We start from the raw sequence: 19,873 nt of genomic DNA on the forward strand, positions 1-19,873 counted from the left end.
CTGGATTCTTACATCCCGGAACCAGAGCGTGCGATTGACAAGCCGTTCCTGCTGCCGATCGAAGACGTATTCTCCATTTCCGGTCGTGGTACCGTTGTTACCGGTCGTGTAGAACGCGGTATCATCAAAGTGGGCGAAGAAGTTGAAATCGTTGGTATCAAAGAGACTCAGAAGTCTACCTGTACTGGCGTTGAAATGTTCCGCAAACTGCTGGACGAAGGCCGTGCCGGTGAGAACGTAGGTGTTCTGCTGCGTGGTATCAAACGTGAAGAAATCGAACGTGGTCAGGTACTGGCTAAGCCGGGCACCATCAAGCCGCACACCAAGTTCGAATCTGAAGTGTACATTCTGTCCAAAGATGAAGGCGGCCGTCATACTCCGTTCTTCAAAGGCTACCGTCCGCAGTTCTACTTCCGTACTACTGACGTGACTGGTACCATTGAACTGCCGGAAGGCGTAGAGATGGTAATGCCGGGCGACAACATCAAAATGGTTGTTACCCTGATCCACCCGATCGCAATGGACGACGGTCTGCGTTTCGCAATCCGTGAAGGCGGCCGTACCGTTGGCGCGGGCGTTGTTGCTAAAGTTCTCGGCTAATCGCTGATAACATTTGACGCAATGCGCAATAAAAGGGCATCATTTGATGCCCTTTTTGCACGCTTTCACACCAGAACCTGGCTCATCAGTGATTTTATTTGTCATAATCATTGCTGAGACAGGCTCTGTAGAGGGCGTATAATCCGAAAGGCGAATAAGCGTTTCGATTTGGATTGCCTCGCGATTGCGGGGTGAAAATGTTTGTAGAATACTTCTGACAGGTTGGTTTATGAGTGCGAATACCGAAGCTCAAGGGAGCGGGCGCGGCCTGGAAGCGATGAAGTGGATAGTTGTTGCCATATTGCTGATCGTCGCAATCGTCGGCAACTACCTCTATCGCGACATGATGCTGCCGCTGCGTGCGCTGGCCGTAGTAATTCTGATTGCTGCAGCGGGTGGTGTCGCGCTGTTGACGACAAAAGGTAAAGCAACCGTTGCTTTTGCCCGTGAAGCGAGAACCGAAGTCCGTAAGGTCATTTGGCCGACTCGCCAGGAAACGCTGCACACCACGCTGATCGTCGCTGCGGTTACCGCAGTTATGTCACTGATCCTGTGGGGACTGGATGGTATTCTGGTTCGCCTGGTATCCTTTATCACTGGCCTGAGGTTCTGAGATGTCTGAAGCACCTAAAAAGCGCTGGTACGTCGTTCAGGCGTTTTCCGGTTTTGAAGGCCGCGTAGCCACATCGCTGCGCGAGCATATCAAATTACACAATATGGAAGAGCTGTTTGGCGAAGTCATGGTGCCGACTGAAGAAGTCGTTGAGATCCGTGGCGGCCAGCGTCGCAAAAGCGAACGCAAATTCTTCCCGGGTTACGTTCTGGTCCAGATGGTCATGAACGACGCAAGCTGGCACCTGGTGCGCAGCGTGCCGCGTGTGATGGGCTTTATCGGCGGTACGTCAGACCGTCCGGCGCCGATCAGCGACAAAGAAGTCGATGCGATCATGAACCGCCTGCAGCAGGTTGGCGATAAGCCGCGGCCGAAAACTCTGTTTGAACCGGGTGAAATGGTTCGTGTTAACGACGGTCCGTTCGCAGACTTTAACGGCGTTGTCGAAGAAGTCGATTATGAGAAGTCTCGCCTGAAAGTGTCTGTTTCTATCTTCGGTCGTGCGACCCCGGTAGAGCTGGACTTCAGCCAGGTTGAGAAAGCGTAAGGCTGCGATCAAAAAAGCAGCGATCTAATCGTTGCATAGGGCGCGAAATTGACATACAATTTCGCGCCTTTTGTTTTTATGGGCCTTATGCCCATAAAGCGATATTTATCACGGGGAGCTTCTTTGAAGCGATACTACCCAATTCGAGGAATTTAGAATGGCTAAGAAAGTACAAGCCTACGTCAAGCTGCAGGTTGCAGCTGGTATGGCGAACCCGAGTCCGCCGGTTGGTCCAGCACTGGGTCAGCAGGGTGTGAACATCATGGAATTCTGCAAAGCGTTCAACGCAAAAACGGATTCCATCGAAAAAGGTCTGCCGATTCCGGTTGTTATTACCGTTTACGCTGACCGTTCTTTCACCTTCGTTACCAAAACGCCTCCGGCAGCTGTTCTGCTGAAAAAAGCGGCTGGTATCAAGTCTGGTTCCGGCAAGCCGAACAAAGACAAAGTAGGTAAAATTTCCCGCGCTCAGCTGCAGGAAATCGCGCAGACCAAAGCTGCCGACATGACTGGTGCCGACATTGAAGCGATGATTCGCTCCATCGAAGGTACTGCACGTTCCATGGGCCTGGTAGTGGAGGACTAAGAAATGGCTAAACTGACCAAGCGTATGCGCGTGATCCGTGAAAAAGTTGATGCGACCAAACAGTACGACATCAACGAAGCTATTGCCCTGCTGAAAGAGCTGGCCACTGCTAAATTCAACGAAAGCGTTGACGTTGCCGTTAACCTCGGCATCGATGCTCGTAAATCTGACCAGAACGTTCGTGGCGCGACTGTACTGCCGCACGGTACTGGCCGTTCTGTTCGCGTTGCCGTATTTACCCAGGGCCCGAACGCTGAAGCAGCTAAAGCTGCTGGCGCTGAGCTGGTAGGTATGGAAGATCTGGCTGACCAGATCAAGAAAGGCGAAATGAACTTCGACGTTGTTATCGCATCCCCGGATGCAATGCGCGTTGTTGGCCAACTGGGCCAGGTTCTGGGTCCGCGCGGCCTGATGCCAAACCCGAAAGTCGGTACCGTAACGCCGAACGTTGCTGAAGCGGTTAAGAACGCTAAAGCAGGTCAGGTTCGTTACCGTAACGACAAAAACGGCATCATCCACACCACCATCGGTAAAGTGGACTTTGACGCTGACAAACTGAAAGAAAACCTGGAAGCTCTGCTGGTTGCGCTGAAAAAAGCAAAACCGAGCCAGGCGAAAGGCGTGTACATCAAGAAAGTTAGCATCTCCACCACCATGGGTGCTGGCGTTGCCGTTGATCAGGCTGGTCTGAGCGCATCTGCGAACTAAGATTAGTCTTTACGTGGGCGGTGATTTTGTCTACAATCTTACCCCCACGTATTCTGCTAGTTGCAGACGTATATCCGAGATATTCGGGTTGTGGTAAGGCGGCAACTGAGTGAGTCGCCAGGAGCATAGCTAACTATGTGACTGGTGCGAACGAAGGAAGCCAACGCCGCCACAAGCTGAATAGCGACGGATAGAAAAGATTTGTTCGTTGGAGCCTGGCCTATCCAGGCCTCCGTCGAAGACCGCAGGCGTCTCGCAAGAGGCTTAATCCCCTGCGTAGACGGTGACAGAACGCTAAGATTATTTTTGATACTCTGGCTTGTTTCTGCTCACCGTATTAAGACGCTCTTCTCGTTGAGATGAGTGAAGTGAGTTCCGGAACATGAGTTCCGGCAAACATCCAGGAGCAAAGCTAATGGCTTTAAATCTTCAAGACAAACAAGCGATTGTTGCTGAAGTCAGCGAAGTAGCCAAAGGCGCGCTGTCTGCAGTAGTTGCGGATTCCCGTGGCGTAACTGTAGATAAAATGACTGAACTGCGTAAAGCAGGTCGTGAAGCTGGCGTATACATGCGTGTTGTTCGTAACACCCTGCTGCGTCGCGTCGTTGAAGGTACTCAGTTCGAGTGCCTGAAAGACACGTTTGTTGGTCCGACCCTGATTGCATACTCTATGGAACACCCGGGCGCTGCTGCTCGTCTGTTCAAAGAGTTCGCGAAAGCGAATGCAAAATTTGAGGTCAAAGCTGCAGCCTTTGAAGGTGAGCTGATCCCGGCGTCTCAGATCGACCGCCTGGCAACTCTGCCGACCTACGAAGAAGCAATTGCACGCCTGATGGCAACCATGAAAGAAGCTTCGGCTGGCAAACTGGTTCGCACACTGGCTGCTGTACGCGATGCAAAAGAAGCTGCGTAATCGCAGTTGTCTTTATCAAGCATTTGCTTACGTATAAACTTATTCTGATATTCAGGAACAATTTAAATGTCTATCACTAAAGATCAAATCATTGAAGCAGTATCCGCTATGTCCGTAATGGACGTTGTAGAACTGATTTCTGCAATGGAAGAAAAATTCGGTGTTTCCGCTGCTGCTGCTGTCGCTGTAGCTGCTGGCCCGGCTGAAGCTGCTGAAGAAAAAACTGAATTCGACGTAATTCTGAAAGCTGCTGGCGCTAACAAAGTTGCTGTTATCAAAGCAGTACGTGGCGCAACTGGCCTGGGTCTGAAAGAAGCTAAAGACCTGGTAGAATCTGCTCCGGCCGCTCTGAAAGAAGGCGTGAGCAAAGATGACGCTGAAGCACTGAAAAAATCTCTGGAAGAAGCTGGCGCTGAAGTTGAAGTTAAATAAGCCAACCCTTCCGGTTGCAGCCTGAGAAATCAGGCTGATGGCTGGTGACTTTTTAGTCACCAGCCTTTTTGCGCTGTAAGGCGCCAGTAGCGTTTCACACTGTTTGACTACTGCTGTGCCTTTCAATGCTTGTTTCTATCGACGACTTAATATACTGCGACAGAGCGTACGTTCTGTGTAAATCGCAATGAAATGGTTTAAGCGTGATAGCAACAGGCATTGCGGAAAGTATCCATTTTCCGGTCAACAAAATAGTGTTGCACAAACTGTCCCCCGCAGGACAGATGGGTCGACTTGTCAGCGAGCTGAGGAACCCTATGGTTTACTCCTATACCGAGAAAAAACGTATTCGTAAGGATTTTGGTAAACGTCCACAAGTTCTGGATGTACCTTATCTCCTTTCTATCCAGCTTGACTCGTTTCAGAAGTTTATCGAGCAAGATCCTGAAGGGCAGTACGGCCTGGAAGCAGCCTTCCGTTCCGTGTTCCCGATTCAGAGCTACAGCGGTAATTCCGAGCTGCAGTACGTCAGCTACCGCCTTGGCGAACCGGTGTTTGACGTTCAGGAATGTCAGATCCGTGGCGTGACCTATTCCGCACCGCTGCGCGTAAAACTGCGTCTGGTGATCTACGAGCGCGAAGCGCCGGAAGGCACCGTTAAAGACATTAAAGAACAAGAAGTCTACATGGGCGAAATTCCGCTCATGACCGACAACGGTACCTTTGTTATCAACGGTACTGAGCGTGTTATTGTTTCTCAGCTGCACCGTAGTCCGGGCGTCTTCTTTGACTCCGACAAAGGTAAAACCCACTCTTCGGGTAAAGTGCTGTATAACGCGCGCATCATTCCTTACCGTGGTTCCTGGCTGGACTTCGAATTCGATCCGAAGGACAACCTGTTCGTGCGTATCGACCGTCGCCGTAAACTGCCTGCGACCATCATCCTGCGTGCGCTGAACTACACCACTGAGCAGATCCTTGACCTGTTCTTTGAGAAAGTCGTCTTCGAAATTCGCGACAACAAGCTGCAGATGGAGCTGATTCCAGAACGTCTGCGCGGCGAAACTGCGTCGTTCGATATCGAAGCTAACGGCAAAGTGTACGTTGAAAAAGGTCGTCGCATTACCGCGCGTCACATCCGTCAGCTGGAAAAAGACGATATCAAGCATATCGAAGTTCCGGTTGAGTACATCGCAGGCAAAGTCGTCTCTAAAGACTACGTTGACGAATCCACTGGCGAGCTGATCTGCGCGGCGAACATGGAGCTGAGCCTGGATCTGCTGGCTAAACTGAGCCAGTCCGGCCACAAGCGTATCGAAACGCTGTTTACCAACGATCTGGACCACGGCCCGTACATTTCTGAAACGGTACGCGTCGACCCAACTAACGATCGTCTGAGCGCGCTGGTAGAAATCTACCGCATGATGCGCCCTGGTGAGCCGCCGACTCGTGAAGCGGCTGAAAGCCTGTTCGAGAACCTGTTCTTCTCCGAAGACCGCTATGACCTGTCTGCGGTGGGTCGTATGAAGTTCAACCGTTCTCTGCTGCGCGACGAAATCGAAGGTTCCGGTATCCTGAGCAAAGACGACATCATTGATGTCATGAAGAAGCTCATCGATATCCGTAACGGTAAAGGCGAAGTGGATGATATCGACCACCTCGGCAACCGTCGTATCCGTTCCGTCGGCGAAATGGCGGAAAACCAGTTCCGCGTTGGCTTGGTGCGTGTAGAGCGTGCGGTGAAAGAGCGTCTGTCTCTGGGCGATCTGGATACCCTGATGCCTCAGGATATGATCAACGCCAAGCCGATTTCCGCGGCAGTGAAAGAGTTCTTTGGTTCCAGCCAGCTGTCTCAGTTTATGGACCAGAACAACCCGCTGTCTGAGATTACGCACAAACGTCGTATCTCCGCACTCGGCCCAGGCGGTCTGACCCGCGAACGCGCAGGCTTCGAAGTTCGAGACGTACACCCGACGCACTACGGTCGCGTATGTCCAATCGAAACGCCGGAAGGTCCGAACATCGGTCTGATCAACTCCCTGTCCGTGTACGCACAGACTAACGAATATGGCTTCCTTGAGACGCCGTACCGTCGTGTGGTTGATGGCGTGGTCACTGACGAAATTCATTACCTGTCTGCTATCGAAGAAGGCAACTACGTTATCGCTCAGGCGAACTCCAACCTGGATGACGAAGGCCACTTTGTAGAAGATCTGGTTACCTGCCGTAGCAAAGGCGAATCCAGCTTGTTCAGCCGTGACCAGGTTGACTACATGGACGTTTCCACCCAGCAGGTGGTCTCCGTCGGTGCGTCCCTGATCCCGTTCCTGGAACACGATGACGCCAACCGTGCATTGATGGGTGCGAACATGCAACGTCAGGCGGTTCCGACTCTGCGTGCTGATAAGCCGCTGGTGGGTACCGGTATGGAACGTGCTGTCGCCGTCGACTCCGGTGTTACTGCAGTAGCTAAACGTGGCGGTACTGTTCAGTACGTGGATGCATCCCGTATCGTTATCAAAGTTAACGAAGACGAGATGTACCCGGGCGAAGCGGGTATCGACATCTATAACCTGACCAAATACACCCGCTCTAACCAGAACACCTGTATCAACCAGATGCCATGTGTGTCTCTGGGCGAGCCGGTTGAACGCGGCGACGTGCTGGCAGACGGTCCGTCCACCGACCTCGGTGAACTGGCGCTCGGTCAGAACATGCGCGTGGCGTTCATGCCGTGGAACGGCTACAACTTCGAAGACTCCATCCTCGTATCCGAGCGTGTTGTCCAGGAAGACCGTTTCACCACCATCCACATTCAGGAACTGGCGTGCGTGTCCCGTGACACCAAGCTAGGGCCGGAAGAGATCACCGCTGATATCCCGAACGTGGGTGAAGCTGCGCTCTCCAAACTGGATGAATCCGGTATCGTTTACATCGGCGCGGAAGTGACCGGCGGTGACATTCTGGTCGGTAAGGTGACGCCGAAAGGTGAAACCCAGCTGACGCCGGAAGAGAAACTGCTGCGTGCGATCTTCGGTGAGAAAGCGTCTGACGTTAAAGACTCTTCTCTGCGCGTACCTAACGGTGTCTCCGGTACGGTTATCGACGTTCAGGTCTTTACTCGCGATGGCGTAGAAAAAGACAAACGTGCTCTGGAAATCGAAGAGATGCAGCTCAAGCAGGCGAAAAAAGACCTGTCTGAAGAACTGCAAATCCTCGAAGCGGGCCTGTTTAGCCGTATCCGTGCGGTGCTGGTGTCCGGCGGCGTTGAAGCTGAGAAGCTCGACAAACTGCCGCGCGACCGCTGGCTGGAACTCGGTCTGACCGACGAAGAGAAACAAAATCAGCTGGAACAACTGGCTGAGCAGTATGACGAACTGAAACACGAGTTCGAGAAAAAACTTGAAGCGAAGCGCCGTAAAATCACCCAGGGCGACGATCTGGCGCCGGGCGTGCTGAAGATCGTGAAGGTCTATCTGGCCGTTAAACGCCGTATCCAGCCGGGTGATAAGATGGCAGGTCGTCACGGTAACAAGGGTGTTATCTCTAAGATCAACCCGATCGAAGACATGCCTTACGATGAAAACGGCACGCCGGTAGACATCGTACTGAACCCGCTGGGCGTACCGTCTCGTATGAACATTGGTCAGATTCTGGAAACCCACCTGGGTATGGCTGCGAAAGGTATTGGCGACAAGATTAACGCCATGCTGAAACAGCAGCAGGAAGTCGCGAAACTGCGCGAATTCATCCAGCGTGCCTACGATCTGGGCGCCGACGTTCGTCAGAAAGTCGACCTGAGCACCTTCAGCGATGATGAAGTGCTGCGTCTGGCAGAAAACCTGCGTAAAGGTATGCCGATTGCCACACCAGTGTTCGACGGTGCGAAAGAAGCGGAAATCAAAGAGCTGCTGAAACTGGGCGATCTGCCGACCTCCGGTCAGATCACCCTGTTCGATGGCCGTACGGGTGAACAGTTCGAACGTCCGGTAACCGTCGGTTACATGTACATGCTGAAACTGAACCACCTGGTTGATGACAAGATGCATGCGCGTTCTACCGGTTCTTACAGCCTGGTTACTCAGCAGCCGCTGGGTGGTAAGGCGCAGTTCGGTGGTCAGCGCTTCGGGGAGATGGAAGTGTGGGCGCTGGAAGCTTACGGCGCCGCCTACACCCTGCAGGAAATGCTCACCGTTAAGTCTGATGACGTGAACGGCCGTACTAAGATGTATAAGAACATCGTGGACGGCAACCATCAGATGGAACCGGGTATGCCGGAATCCTTCAACGTTCTGTTGAAAGAGATCCGCTCGCTGGGCATCAACATCGAACTGGAAGACGAGTAATTCTCGCTCAAACAGGTCACTGGTGTCGGGGTAAAACCCGACACCAGATTGTGCTAACTCCGACGGGAGCAAATCCGTGAAAGATTTATTAAAGTTTCTGAAAGCGCAGACTAAAACCGAAGAGTTTGATGCGATCAAAATTGCTCTGGCTTCGCCAGACATGATCCGTTCATGGTCTTTCGGTGAAGTTAAAAAGCCGGAAACCATCAACTACCGTACGTTCAAACCTGAGCGTGACGGCCTTTTCTGCGCCCGTATCTTTGGGCCGGTAAAAGACTACGAGTGCCTGTGCGGTAAGTACAAGCGCCTGAAACACCGTGGTGTTATTTGTGAGAAGTGCGGCGTTGAAGTGACCCAGACCAAAGTACGCCGTGAGCGTATGGGCCACATCGAGCTGGCGTCTCCGACTGCTCACATCTGGTTCCTGAAATCGCTGCCGTCCCGTATCGGTCTGCTGCTCGATATGCCGCTGCGCGATATCGAACGCGTACTGTACTTCGAATCTTATGTGGTTATCGAAGGCGGTATGACCAACCTGGAACGTCAACAGATCCTGACTGAAGAGCAGTATCTGGACGCGCTGGAAGAGTTCGGTGACGAATTCGACGCGAAGATGGGTGCGGAAGCTATCCAGGCCCTGCTGAAGAGCATGGATCTGGAGCAAGAGTGTGAAACTCTGCGCGAAGAGCTGAACGAAACCAACTCCGAAACCAAGCGTAAAAAGCTGACCAAGCGTATCAAACTGCTGGAAGCCTTCGTACAGTCTGGCAACAAGCCAGAGTGGATGATCCTGACCGTTCTGCCGGTTCTGCCGCCAGATCTGCGTCCGCTGGTTCCGCTGGATGGTGGTCGTTTCGCCACGTCAGATCTGAACGATCTGTATCGTCGCGTCATTAACCGTAACAACCGTCTGAAACGTCTGCTGGATCTGGCTGCGCCGGACATCATCGTACGCAACGAAAAACGTATGCTGCAGGAAGCGGTTGACGCCCTGCTGGATAACGGTCGTCGCGGTCGTGCGATCACCGGTTCTAACAAGCGTCCTCTGAAATCTTTGGCCGACATGATCAAAGGTAAACAGGGTCGTTTCCGTCAGAACCTGCTCGGTAAGCGTGTTGACTACTCCGGTCGTTCTGTTATCACCGTAGGTCCATACCTGCGTCTGCACCAGTGCGGTCTGCCGAAGAAAATGGCGCTGGAGCTGTTCAAACCGTTCATCTACGGCAAACTGGAATTGCGTGGCCTTGCCACCACCATCAAAGCCGCGAAGAAAATGGTTGAGCGCGAAGAAGCTGTCGTTTGGGATATCCTGGACGAAGTGATCCGCGAACACCCGGTACTGCTGAACCGTGCGCCGACTCTGCACCGTCTGGGTATCCAGGCCTTTGAACCGGTACTGATCGAAGGTAAAGCTATCCAGCTGCACCCGCTGGTTTGTGCGGCCTATAACGCCGACTTCGATGGTGACCAGATGGCTGTTCACGTACCGCTGACGCTGGAAGCCCAGCTGGAAGCGCGTGCGCTGATGATGTCTACCAACAACATCCTGTCTCCGGCGAACGGTGAACCTATCATCGTTCCGTCTCAGGACGTGGTATTGGGTCTGTACTACATGACCCGTGACTGTGTTAACGCCAAAGGCGAAGGCATGGTGCTGACTGGCCCGAAAGAAGCTGAGCGTATCTATCGCGCAGGTCTGGCCTCTCTGCATGCGCGCGTTAAAGTGCGTATCACTGAATATGAAAAAGATGAAAACGGCGAATTCGTTGCGCACACCAGCCTGAAAGACACGACCGTTGGTCGCGCCATTCTGTGGATGATCGTACCGAAAGGTCTGCCTTTCTCCATCGTCAACCAGGCGCTGGGCAAGAAAGCGATCTCCAAAATGCTGAACACTTGCTACCGTATTCTGGGCCTGAAACCGACCGTTATTTTTGCGGACCAGACGATGTACACCGGCTTTGCTTATGCAGCGCGTTCAGGTGCGTCCGTTGGTATTGATGACATGGTCATCCCGGAGAAAAAACACGAGATCATCTCTGAGGCGGAAGCTGAAGTTGCTGAGATCCAGGAGCAGTTCCAGTCCGGTCTGGTAACCGCTGGCGAACGCTATAACAAAGTTATCGATATCTGGGCTGCGGCGAACGATCGTGTATCCAAAGCGATGATGGATAACCTGCAAACCGAAACCGTGATTAACCGTGACGGCCAGGAAGAGCAGCAGGTCTCCTTCAACAGCATCTACATGATGGCCGACTCCGGTGCGCGTGGTTCTGCGGCACAGATTCGTCAGCTTGCTGGTATGCGTGGTCTGATGGCGAAGCCGGATGGCTCCATCATCGAAACGCCAATCACCGCGAACTTCCGTGAAGGTCTGAACGTACTCCAGTACTTCATCTCCACCCACGGTGCGCGTAAAGGTCTGGCGGATACCGCACTGAAAACTGCGAACTCCGGTTATCTGACCCGTCGTCTGGTTGACGTCGCGCAGGATCTGGTGGTGACCGAAGATGACTGTGGTACGCACGAAGGTATCCTGATGACCCCGGTTATCGAGGGTGGCGACGTGAAAGAGCCGCTGCGTGACCGCGTTCTGGGTCGTGTGACGGCGGAAGATGTGCTGAAACCGGGTACCGCGGACATTCTGGTTCCACGCAACACGCTGCTGCACGAACAGTGGTGTGACCTGCTGGAAGCAAACTCCGTTGACGCCGTTAAAGTGCGTTCCGTTGTATCCTGCGACACCGACTTTGGTGTATGTGCGCACTGCTATGGTCGTGACCTGGCGCGTGGCCACATCATCAACAAAGGTGAAGCTATCGGCGTTATCGCGGCACAGTCCATCGGTGAACCGGGTACCCAGCTGACGATGCGTACGTTCCACATCGGTGGTGCAGCATCGCGTGCGGCTGCTGAATCCAGCATTCAGGTGAAAAACAAAGGTAGCATCAAGCTCAGCAACGTGAAGTCGGTTGTGAACTCCAGCGGTAAACTGGTTATCACTTCCCGTAACACCGAACTGAAGCTGATCGACGAATTCGGTCGTACCAAAGAGAGCTATAAAGTGCCTTATGGCGCTGTCATGGCGAAAGGTGATGGCGAGCAGGTTGCCGGCGGCGAAACCGTGGCAAACTGGGACCCGCACACCATGCCGGTTATCACCGAAGTGAGTGGTTTCATCCGCTTCACTGACATGATCGACGGTCAGACCATTACGCGTCAGACCGACGAGCTGACCGGTTTGTCTTCGCTGGTGGTTCTGGATTCGGCTGAACGTACTACTGGTGGTAAGGATCTGCGTCCGGCGCTGAAAATCGTTGATGCTCAGGGTAATGACGTTCTGATCCCGGGTACCGATATGCCTGCGCAGTACTTCCTGCCGGGTAAAGCGATTGTACAGCTGGAAGATGGCGTACAGATCAGTTCTGGTGACACCCTGGCGCGTATTCCGCAGGAATCCGGCGGTACCAAGGATATCACCGGTGGTCTGCCGCGCGTTGCGGACCTGTTCGAAGCGCGTCGTCCGAAAGAGCCGGCAATCCTTGCTGAAATCGCAGGTATCGTTTCCTTCGGTAAAGAAACCAAAGGCAAACGTCGTCTGGTGATTACGCCGGTTGATGGTAGTGACCCGTACGAAGAGATGATTCCGAAATGGCGTCAGCTCAACGTGTTCGAAGGGGAACGTGTAGAACGTGGTGATGTGATTTCCGATGGTCCGGAAGCGCCGCACGACATTCTGCGTCTGCGTGGCGTTCATGCTGTGACGCGTTACATCGTTAACGAAGTCCAGGATGTATACCGTCTGCAGGGCGTTAAGATTAACGATAAACACATCGAAGTTATCGTTCGTCAGATGCTGCGTAAAGCGACCATCGAAAGCGCCGGTAGTTCCGACTTCCTGGAAGGCGAACAGGTTGAATACTCTCGCGTCAAGATCGCTAACCGCGAGCTGGAAGCGAACGGCAAAGTGGGGGCTACCTTCTCCCGCGATCTGCTGGGTATCACCAAAGCGTCTCTGGCAACCGAATCGTTCATCTCTGCCGCATCGTTCCAGGAGACCACGCGTGTCCTGACCGAAGCAGCCGTTGCGGGCAAACGCGACGAACTGCGCGGCCTGAAAGAGAACGTTATCGTGGGTCGTCTGATTCCGGCCGGTACCGGTTATGCGTACCACCAGGATCGTATGCGCCGTCGCGCCGCGGGCGAGCAGCCAGCAACACCGCAGGTGACTGCAGAAGATGCATCTGCCAGCCTGGTAGAACTGCTGAACGCAGGTCTGGGCGGTTCTGATAACGAGTAATCGTTAAATGGTGGAGGGGTATTTATCCCTCCACCAGCTTCATGCTGGATGCCGAATTCCGGGTCGCTTGCCTACAAGGAAAGAAAATGCCAGCGATTATTTCATTAATCTATTTGATGTTTAGTCTTTTGGTATTTACAAAAAAGATAACCATTTCAAACGTTCTGTCCGCTTTTTTATTGTTTCTATCGTTATATATACTTCACCATAAATCATTACTGATATTTATTTATTGTCTTATTATTATTGTCGCCACCGTTATTCTTCATCGAGTCAAAATCAGCGCGGATAAAAAAGCCGTATTTTATTTTTCAATGCCATGCTGGCTCTTGATTTTATCTGTAATTATAAATTTAATGAATAAATAAATTATTTTTTTATGACTCTTGTTTCTCGTATTATTGGTGAAAACTCATTATCACTGTTTATATGAATAAATTGTCCAGTTTTTGCATTATATTTTGCCATCGCACAGGGAAGACTATTACCGCCGTTAGCCATAACAAATTTTGCTTTTGTATTACGATAAAGATTGACGCCAGGAATGGGGGCCTGCCCGAATGTATAAGGCGTTGGGACACTTACATTATGTTTTTTTGAGAACCACTTTGCTAAAATCCCGCCAACGCCATCAACCGGCATAATAAAAGTAGAGAATCCACAATACTCAAAATTGAAATTTTTTACCATTGGGTTTGGTTTTTTCTGTAACATTGAATCCAAATGTGACTTTAAATTTATCCCATAAATCTAACTTATTAAAGTCTATTGGTCCGCTATTATAAAATGCCTGCTGTTCATACATTAAATGATAAACCTGGTTTATTGATTGTTTACGCGTGACATTTTAAATTATTAAATGGAGTATTTAATTCCATTAAGGTCTTTAGGCCGAAAAAACACACAGACGACTTTATAATCGGACAATACACCAATCCCAGATGTCCGAGGATGTAGTGCGTATAGGTAAAATGATATGTATTATCTCAGACCTGATCTGACAGTTACCGGTTATTTATACAGATATCTGTCAGATTACATCTGGCTTAAATTTTTCTCAGCCCAGATGCGTTTTCCATCAAGTAACGTTACCATCGGCGTTCGGCCGCAACACATTTTTCCCTGATGGGTTCGCCCCTGATTCCCGTTGTTCTGGGGCATCATTTTATGGACAAAAACGATCAGCAGACACGGTTGGAAGAGGGCCGCCAGAGAAATTACAGTCAGGAACGCTGCCCAAAAACTTCAAGTTCACCGCTATTTCGATAATCCAGTGGCCAGCCCCCGGTCGTCAATTACTGATGAAGGGGAGAAGGCTGGGCAAAAATGAGGAAGGGATACTTTGCCCTGGTCAGCTTCCGTTGCTGACGATGACAAAATAAAAAAACGGGAGGTCGATAACAATCTCCCGTTTTTCACATTACGTACTCGCTTGTGAAATACTAATGCGTTTACATACGGGTTCACCGCATTTGCGAAGCGCGCCCCAGCCAACTGTCCCAGTCTTTCCAGACGGGCTGTAACCCTTGCGCGCTTAACGCGCTTGCTACGGCTTCAGGCCGACGGGCATCGTGGGGAGAAAACTGCTCCAGTTCTGGATGATCGTCAGCGTAGCCACCGGGCTGGGTTTTCGAGAAGGCGCTAACGTTGTTGATCGCCAACGGGATCACGTTATCGCGAAACCACGGCGATTCGCGGGTGGAGAGTGATAATTCAATTTCCGGCGCCAATAACCGGAAAGCGCAAATCGTTTGCACCAGTTGCTTTTCATCCATCACAGATGCGGGTTCCACACCGCCAGTACACGGACGCAGACGCGGGAAGGAAACAGAATAGCGACTCTGCCAGTAGTGTTTCTGCATCCACAACAGATGTTCCGCCACCATATAGCAGTCCACCCGCCAACTGTCAGAAAGCCCAATCAGCGCGCCAAGACCGATTTTGTCGATACCTGCCCGACCTAACCGATCCGGCGTTTCCAGCCGCCAGAAAAAGTCCTGTTTCTTTCCCTTCAGGTGATGCTGTGCATAGATTGCCTCATGGTAAGTTTCCTGATAAACCATCACGCCATCGATCCCCAGCGTTTTGAGCTCCGCATAGTTTTCTTGCGACAAGGGCTGGACTTCCATCTGTAATGATGAAAATTGACGGCGGATAGCCGGTAAATGACGACGAAAATAGTCCATGCCTACTTTGGCCTGATGTTCGCCAGTCACCAGCAACAGATGCTCAAAGCCCAGTTTACGGATAGCATCGCACTCCCTTTGAATATCCACCTCATCCAGCGTTTTACGCTTAATGCGGTTGCTCATCGAGAAACCGCAGTAGGTACAGTCGTTGGCGCACAGGTTCGAGAGATAAAGCGGCACATAGAAACTGACGGTGTTGCCAAAGCGCTGGCGGGTAAGTTTTTGCGCGCGCTGCGCCATCGGTTCCAGATAATCGGCGGCGGCGGGGGAGAGCAGCGCCATCAAATCGTCCCGGCTAAGCTGTGGAGTGTTAAGCGCACATTCCACGTCAGTGGCGGTTTTACCGTTGATGCGCAGGCGAATATCGTCCCACTCCAGTTGCCGCCAGCGATCGGTGAAGGTTTTCATGCTAACGCCTCCAGAAATCCGGTGAGCGGGCTGGTGGCGCTGGCGTAGGGGCTACGATTACCCGGCACCGCCTGGCGCGCCAGTAATCCGGCTTCCACCGCCAGACGGAAAGCGGTTGCCATCATCACCGGATCGTCCGCCACGGCAATCGCGGTGTTAACCAGCACCGCATCAGCGCCCATTTCCAGCGCTTGCGTCGCGTGGCTGGGGACGCCGATCCCGGCGTCGACCACCACCGGTACGGTGGACTGCTGGATAATAATCTCCAGCATCGCTTTGGTTTCCAGCCCCTGATTCGAACCGATAGGCGCGCCAAGCGGCATCACCGCCGCGCAGCCGACCTCTTCCAGCCGCTTGCACAACACCGGATCCGCGCCGCAGTAGGGCAGCACCACAAAACCCTGTTTCACCAGTGCCTGGGCGGCTTTTAGCGTTTCAATCGGGTCCGGCAATAGCCAGCGGGCGTCCGGGTGGATTTCTAATTTCAGCCAGTGGGTACCCAGCGCTTCACGCGCCAGTTGGGCGGCGAAAATCGCCTCTTCGGCAGTTTTCGCCCCTGAAGTATTGGGCAGCAGCGTGACGCCCGCTGCAATGAGCGGCGCCAGGATAGCGTCGTTGTGCTGACGTAAATCCACGCGCTTCATCGCCAGCGTCACCAACTGGCTGCCGGAGGCGCGAATCGCCTCGACCATCAGCTGCGACGAAGCAAATTTTCCGGTGCCGGTGAACAGATGTGAATTAAACGTTTTGTCGGCAATACGTAACATCTCAACCTCCTGCTATAACGTGAAAAAGCAGGATCTGGTCGCCTTCCTGCACGATATGTTGCCGCCATTGCTCGCGTGGCAGGATCTGCTGATTGAGCGCCAGCGCCACGCCCGGTTTAAGCTGATTAAGCGCAGCAAGCAGCTCACTGACGGTTTGCCCTTCGGCGCACTGCATCGGTTCATCATTGAACTGAATCTGCATGTTGCCCTCCGCAGACCGGACAGCCGCTGGCGCGATGCAGCGCCAGGCTGCGCCACTGGCTGGTTTTACCGTCAAAGAGGCGTAGCTCTCCACTGGGCGTCTCAATACCGCTGAGTAATTTAATCGCCTCCAGCGCCTGCAAAGTGCCCATCACGCCAACAACCGGTCCGAGCACGCCAGCGGTACGGCAGTTGCGTTCAGGCTCGACATCATCTGACCACAGGCAGCGGTAACAGCCTTGTTCCCACGGCGGCGTGAGCACCATCAGTTGGCCGCCAAAGCCGACAGCGCTGGCGGTGATGAGCGGTGTGTTGAGCGCCACGCAGGCGGCGTTAATTTCCTGGCGCGTGGTCATGTTGTCGGTACAGTCGAGCACTACGTCGGCACGCGCGACCGCATGTCGGATCGCCTCGCCTTGCAGCCGCTGTTGGAGCGACACCAGTTCGATATCCGGGTTGAGCCGCGTCAGGCGCTGCCGGGCAACCTGTGATTTCGAACGAGCGATATCGTCGGTGGTGAACAGAATTTGCCGCTGGAGATTGCTCAGATGAACATCGTCATCATCCGCCAGCGTCAGTGTGCCGATGCCTGCTCCCGCCAGATACAGCGCGGCAGGCGAACCCAATCCGCCTAAGCCGACAATCAATACATGGCTATCGAGCAGCTGTTGCTGGCCTTCAATGGCGATATCGGCGAGCAGGATCTGGCGGCTGTAGCGCATAAAGTCACGGTCATTCATCGCCGACTCCTGCGATTGCAAGTAATTGTTGCGTAGCGGCGCGCCAGTCGGCGGCCTGGGTGATGGCGCTGACCACGGCAATACTGCCGACGCCGGTCGCCAGCACCGCCGGAGCGCGTTCAAGGCTGATGCCGCCAATTGCCACGGTCGGGTAATCCGCCAGTCGTTCAATATGACTGGCCAGCTGCGCCAGCCCCTGCGGGGCGGAAGGCATCTGCTTGGTTTGCGTGGGGAAGACATGACCCAGCGCGATATAAGAAGGCTTAGCGGCGAGCGCGATGTCTATCTCCATATCATCGTGAGTCGATACGCCCAGGCGTAGCCCCGCCGCCTGAATCGCCTCCAGGTCGGTGGTTTCGAGATCTTCCTGGCCCAGATGCACGCCGTAAGCGCGGTGCTTAATTGCCAGACGCCAGTAATCGTTGATAAACAGCCGGGCGTCATAACGACGCCCCAGCGCGATGGCGGCGATAACATCCGCTTCCACCTCTTCATCGCGTTTATCTTTGATACGCAACTGGATCGTGCGCACGCCCGCCTCCAGCAGGCGCTCAATCCATGCCACGCTGTCCACCACCGGGTAAAGTCCGAGACGGAACGGCACGGTCGGGAAATCAGGCTGATACATCAGACTTCCTCCCGCTTGAGATAGATTTCGCCGCCTTTGGCGCGGAAGTTTTCCGACATATCCGCCATCCCGACTTCAATAGTTTGCGCGGCGGCGTAATCACGAACTTCCTGGCTGATTTTCATTGAGCAGAATTTCGGCCCGCACATCGAGCAAAAGTGCGCCACTTTGCCGGACTCCTGTGGCAGGGTTTCATCGTGCCAGGCGCGGGCGGTGAACGGGTCGAGCGCGAGGTTAAACTGATCCTCCCAGCGGAATTCAAAGCGCGCTTTCGACATCGCGTTATCGCGAATCTGCGCGCCCGGATGCCCTTTGGCTAAGTCAGCGGCGTGGGCGGCGATCTTGTAGGTGATCAGCCCCTGCTTCACATCTTCTTTGTTTGGCAGGCCGAGATGCTCTTTCGGCGTGACGTAACACAGCATCGCACAGCCGAACCAGCCGATCATCGCCGCGCCAATGCCGGAGGTGAAGTGGTCATAGCCCGGCGCGATATCGGTAGTCAGCGGCCCTAAGGTGTAGAACGGCGCTTCATGGCAGTGCTCCAGCTCTTCGGTCATGTTGCGCTGAATCATATGCATCGGCACGTGGCCCGGGCCTTCAATCATCACCTGCACGTCGTATTCCCAGGCGATTTTGGTCAGCTCGCCCAGCGTATGCAGCTCGGAGAACTGCGCTTCGTCGTTGGCGTCCTGAATCGATCCCGGTCGCAGGCCGTCGCCCAGCGACAGGGAAACGTCGTAGGCGGCGCAGATTTCACAAATCTCGCGGAAATGTTCGAACAGGAAGTTCTCTTTGTGATGCGAGAGGCACCACTTCGCCATGATTGAACCGCCGCGCGAGACAATGCCGGTCAGGCGCTTGGCGGTCATCGGCACGTAACGCAGCAGCACGCCCGCGTGAATAGTGAAATAGTCGACGCCCTGTTCGGCCTGCTCCAGCAGCGTGTCGCGGAAGGCTTCCCAGGTAAGATCCTCGGCGATCCCGTTGACCTTTTCCAGCGCCTGGTAGATCGGCACCGTGCCGATTGGTACTGGGCTATTACGCAGGATCCACTCACGGGTTTCGTGAATATAGCGCCCGGTGGAAAGGTCCATTACCGTATCCGCGCCCCAGCGGGTTGACCACACCAGCTTCTCCACCTCTTCTTCGATGGAGGAGGTGACCGCCGAGTTACCGATGTTGGCATTCACTTTGACCAGGAAGTTGCGGCCGATAATCATCGGCTCGGATTCCGGGTGGTTGATGTTGGCGGGAATAATCGCGCGGCCCGCGGCGACTTCATCACGCACGAATTCCGGGGTGATGTTCTCCGGCAGGCGCGCGCCGAAGCTTTCTCCGGGATGCTGGTGGCGCAGTACTTCACTGCGAATGCGCTCGCGGCCCATGTTTTCACGGATGGCGATGAACTCCATTTCGGGAGTGACGATCCCCTGGCGGGCATAATGAAGTTGCGTCACGCAGTGTCCGGCTTTGGCGCGTTTTGGCGTTAACAGACCGGTAAAGCGTAATGCGTCAAGTCCTTCATCTGTCAGGCGTTCGCGGGTATAGGCAGAACTGCGGTCAGAAAGCGTTTCTACATCAGCCCGTGCTTCAATCCACGGCTGGCGTAGTTTCGCCAGCCCCTGCTGGACATTAATCGCCACATCAGGATCACCGTATGGGCCGGAGGTGTCATATACCGGAATCGCTTCATTTTCTTCATACTGCGGATGGTCTTTCGTTCCGCTGATCAATGTCGGGCTAAGTTGAATTTCGCGCATCGGTACGCGAATATCATGCTGCGAACCGGTCACGTAGATGCGTTTCGAGTTGGGAAATGCGGTGCCTTCCAGCGTATCGATAAAATGCTGGGCTTTAGCGCGCTGCTCGCGGCGGGTTAACGTTGTTGTAGACAT

Annotated in this window: 17 protein-coding genes and 2 pseudogenes; 11 read left to right on the forward strand and 8 right to left on the reverse strand. The window is 53.5% G+C overall.

Going from position 1 to position 19,873, the window contains the following annotated elements; translation table 11 throughout:
• From ACLJRE_RS23195 to ACLJRE_RS23240, 10 genes are all read left to right on the forward strand, one after another.
• A partial coding sequence (locus tag ACLJRE_RS23195; protein WP_149005424.1) for an EF-Tu/IF-2/RF-3 family GTPase occupies nucleotides 1-600 on the forward strand: 600 nt, incomplete at its 5' end.
• Between the two features lie 229 nt (nucleotides 601-829).
• Nucleotides 830-1,213: a preprotein translocase subunit SecE gene (gene secE, locus ACLJRE_RS23200; RefSeq protein ID WP_001275691.1), complete on the forward strand. Its 384-nt coding sequence runs from the start codon at nucleotides 830-832 to the stop codon at nucleotides 1,211-1,213.
• A 1-nt stretch (nucleotide 1,214) separates the two neighbouring features.
• Nucleotides 1,215-1,760 (forward strand): transcription termination/antitermination protein NusG, encoded by a 546-nt coding sequence (gene nusG, locus ACLJRE_RS23205; RefSeq protein WP_001287521.1) that lies wholly within the window; start codon nucleotides 1,215-1,217, stop codon nucleotides 1,758-1,760.
• 157 nt (nucleotides 1,761-1,917) lie between these two features.
• Nucleotides 1,918-2,346 carry a 50S ribosomal protein L11 gene (rplK, locus tag ACLJRE_RS23210; RefSeq protein WP_001085925.1) on the forward strand — a complete coding sequence of 143 codons (429 nt, stop codon included), beginning with the start codon at nucleotides 1,918-1,920 and terminating at the stop codon, nucleotides 2,344-2,346.
• Between the two features lie 3 nt (nucleotides 2,347-2,349).
• Entirely contained in the window at nucleotides 2,350-3,054 is a 705-nt protein-coding gene (rplA, locus tag ACLJRE_RS23215; protein ID WP_001096676.1) for a 50S ribosomal protein L1, read from the forward strand.
• A 415-nt stretch (nucleotides 3,055-3,469) separates the two neighbouring features.
• Nucleotides 3,470-3,967, forward strand: a complete 498-nt coding sequence (gene rplJ / locus ACLJRE_RS23220; RefSeq protein ID WP_001207203.1) for a 50S ribosomal protein L10 — start codon at nucleotides 3,470-3,472, stop codon at nucleotides 3,965-3,967.
• Between the two features lie 66 nt (nucleotides 3,968-4,033).
• The gene (rplL, locus tag ACLJRE_RS23225) at nucleotides 4,034-4,399 is read left to right on the forward strand and encodes a 50S ribosomal protein L7/L12 (RefSeq protein WP_000028882.1); all 366 of its coding nucleotides are present in this window, start codon (nucleotides 4,034-4,036) and stop codon (nucleotides 4,397-4,399) included.
• Between the two features lie 317 nt (nucleotides 4,400-4,716).
• On the forward strand, nucleotides 4,717-8,745 hold the full coding sequence (gene rpoB / locus ACLJRE_RS23230) for a DNA-directed RNA polymerase subunit beta (RefSeq protein WP_000263105.1): 4,029 nt from the start codon (nucleotides 4,717-4,719) through the stop codon (nucleotides 8,743-8,745).
• A 76-nt stretch (nucleotides 8,746-8,821) separates the two neighbouring features.
• Nucleotides 8,822-13,045 carry a DNA-directed RNA polymerase subunit beta' gene (rpoC, locus tag ACLJRE_RS23235; RefSeq protein ID WP_410957608.1) on the forward strand — a complete coding sequence of 1,408 codons (4,224 nt, stop codon included), beginning with the start codon at nucleotides 8,822-8,824 and terminating at the stop codon, nucleotides 13,043-13,045.
• 41 nt (nucleotides 13,046-13,086) lie between these two features.
• Nucleotides 13,087-13,413: a hypothetical protein gene (locus ACLJRE_RS23240; RefSeq protein WP_001663249.1), complete on the forward strand. Its 327-nt coding sequence runs from the start codon at nucleotides 13,087-13,089 to the stop codon at nucleotides 13,411-13,413.
• Nucleotide 13,414: 1 nt separating this feature from the next.
• On the opposite strand, the gene ACLJRE_RS23245 is transcribed toward ACLJRE_RS23240, so the two are convergent.
• Entirely contained in the window at nucleotides 13,415-13,759 is a 345-nt protein-coding gene (locus ACLJRE_RS23245; protein WP_031607738.1) for a hypothetical protein, read from the reverse strand.
• A gap of 321 nt (nucleotides 13,760-14,080) precedes the next feature.
• Nucleotides 14,081-14,188: pseudogene (locus tag ACLJRE_RS23250) on the reverse strand (IS481 family transposase); the annotation flags it as partial.
• Between ACLJRE_RS23250 and ACLJRE_RS23255 the strand changes: the two are divergent.
• Nucleotides 14,171-14,355 (forward strand): annotated as a pseudogene (locus ACLJRE_RS23255) (hypothetical protein); the annotation flags it as partial. The pseudogenes ACLJRE_RS23250 and ACLJRE_RS23255 sit on opposite strands and share 18 nt — an antisense overlap.
• Nucleotides 14,356-14,508: 153 nt before the next feature.
• On the opposite strand, the gene thiH reads toward ACLJRE_RS23255, so the two are convergent.
• The 6 genes from thiH to thiC are packed head-to-tail and all read right to left on the reverse strand — an operon-like array spanning nucleotide 14,509 to nucleotide 19,873.
• Nucleotides 14,509-15,642: a 2-iminoacetate synthase ThiH gene (gene thiH / locus ACLJRE_RS23260; protein ID WP_023212138.1), complete on the reverse strand. Its 1,134-nt coding sequence runs from the start codon at nucleotides 15,640-15,642 to the stop codon at nucleotides 14,509-14,511.
• A complete protein-coding gene (thiG, locus tag ACLJRE_RS23265) occupies nucleotides 15,639-16,409 on the reverse strand; it encodes a thiazole synthase (protein ID WP_023212139.1) in 771 nt (256 codons plus the stop codon). The genes thiH and thiG overlap by 4 nt, the downstream gene beginning before the upstream one ends.
• A gap of 1 nt (nucleotide 16,410) precedes the next feature.
• The gene (gene thiS / locus ACLJRE_RS23270) at nucleotides 16,411-16,611 is read right to left on the reverse strand and encodes a sulfur carrier protein ThiS (protein WP_001529312.1); all 201 of its coding nucleotides are present in this window, start codon (nucleotides 16,609-16,611) and stop codon (nucleotides 16,411-16,413) included.
• The gene (locus tag ACLJRE_RS23275; RefSeq protein ID WP_023212140.1) at nucleotides 16,592-17,350 is read right to left on the reverse strand and encodes a HesA/MoeB/ThiF family protein; all 759 of its coding nucleotides are present in this window, start codon (nucleotides 17,348-17,350) and stop codon (nucleotides 16,592-16,594) included. The genes thiS and ACLJRE_RS23275 overlap by 20 nt, the downstream gene beginning before the upstream one ends.
• Complete coding sequence (gene thiE, locus ACLJRE_RS23280; RefSeq protein ID WP_023212141.1) at nucleotides 17,343-17,978, reverse strand: thiamine phosphate synthase; 636 nt, start codon at nucleotides 17,976-17,978, stop codon at nucleotides 17,343-17,345. Before thiE ends, ACLJRE_RS23275 begins: the two co-directional genes overlap by 8 nt.
• Nucleotides 17,978-19,873, reverse strand: a complete 1,896-nt coding sequence (gene thiC, locus ACLJRE_RS23285) for a phosphomethylpyrimidine synthase ThiC (RefSeq protein WP_023212142.1) — start codon at nucleotides 19,871-19,873, stop codon at nucleotides 17,978-17,980. Before thiC ends, thiE begins: the two co-directional genes overlap by 1 nt.

It is taken from the genome of Salmonella sp. SAL04157, from assembly GCF_046551635.1.
In the GTDB taxonomy this organism is placed as follows: domain Bacteria; phylum Pseudomonadota; class Gammaproteobacteria; order Enterobacterales; family Enterobacteriaceae; genus Salmonella; species Salmonella enterica.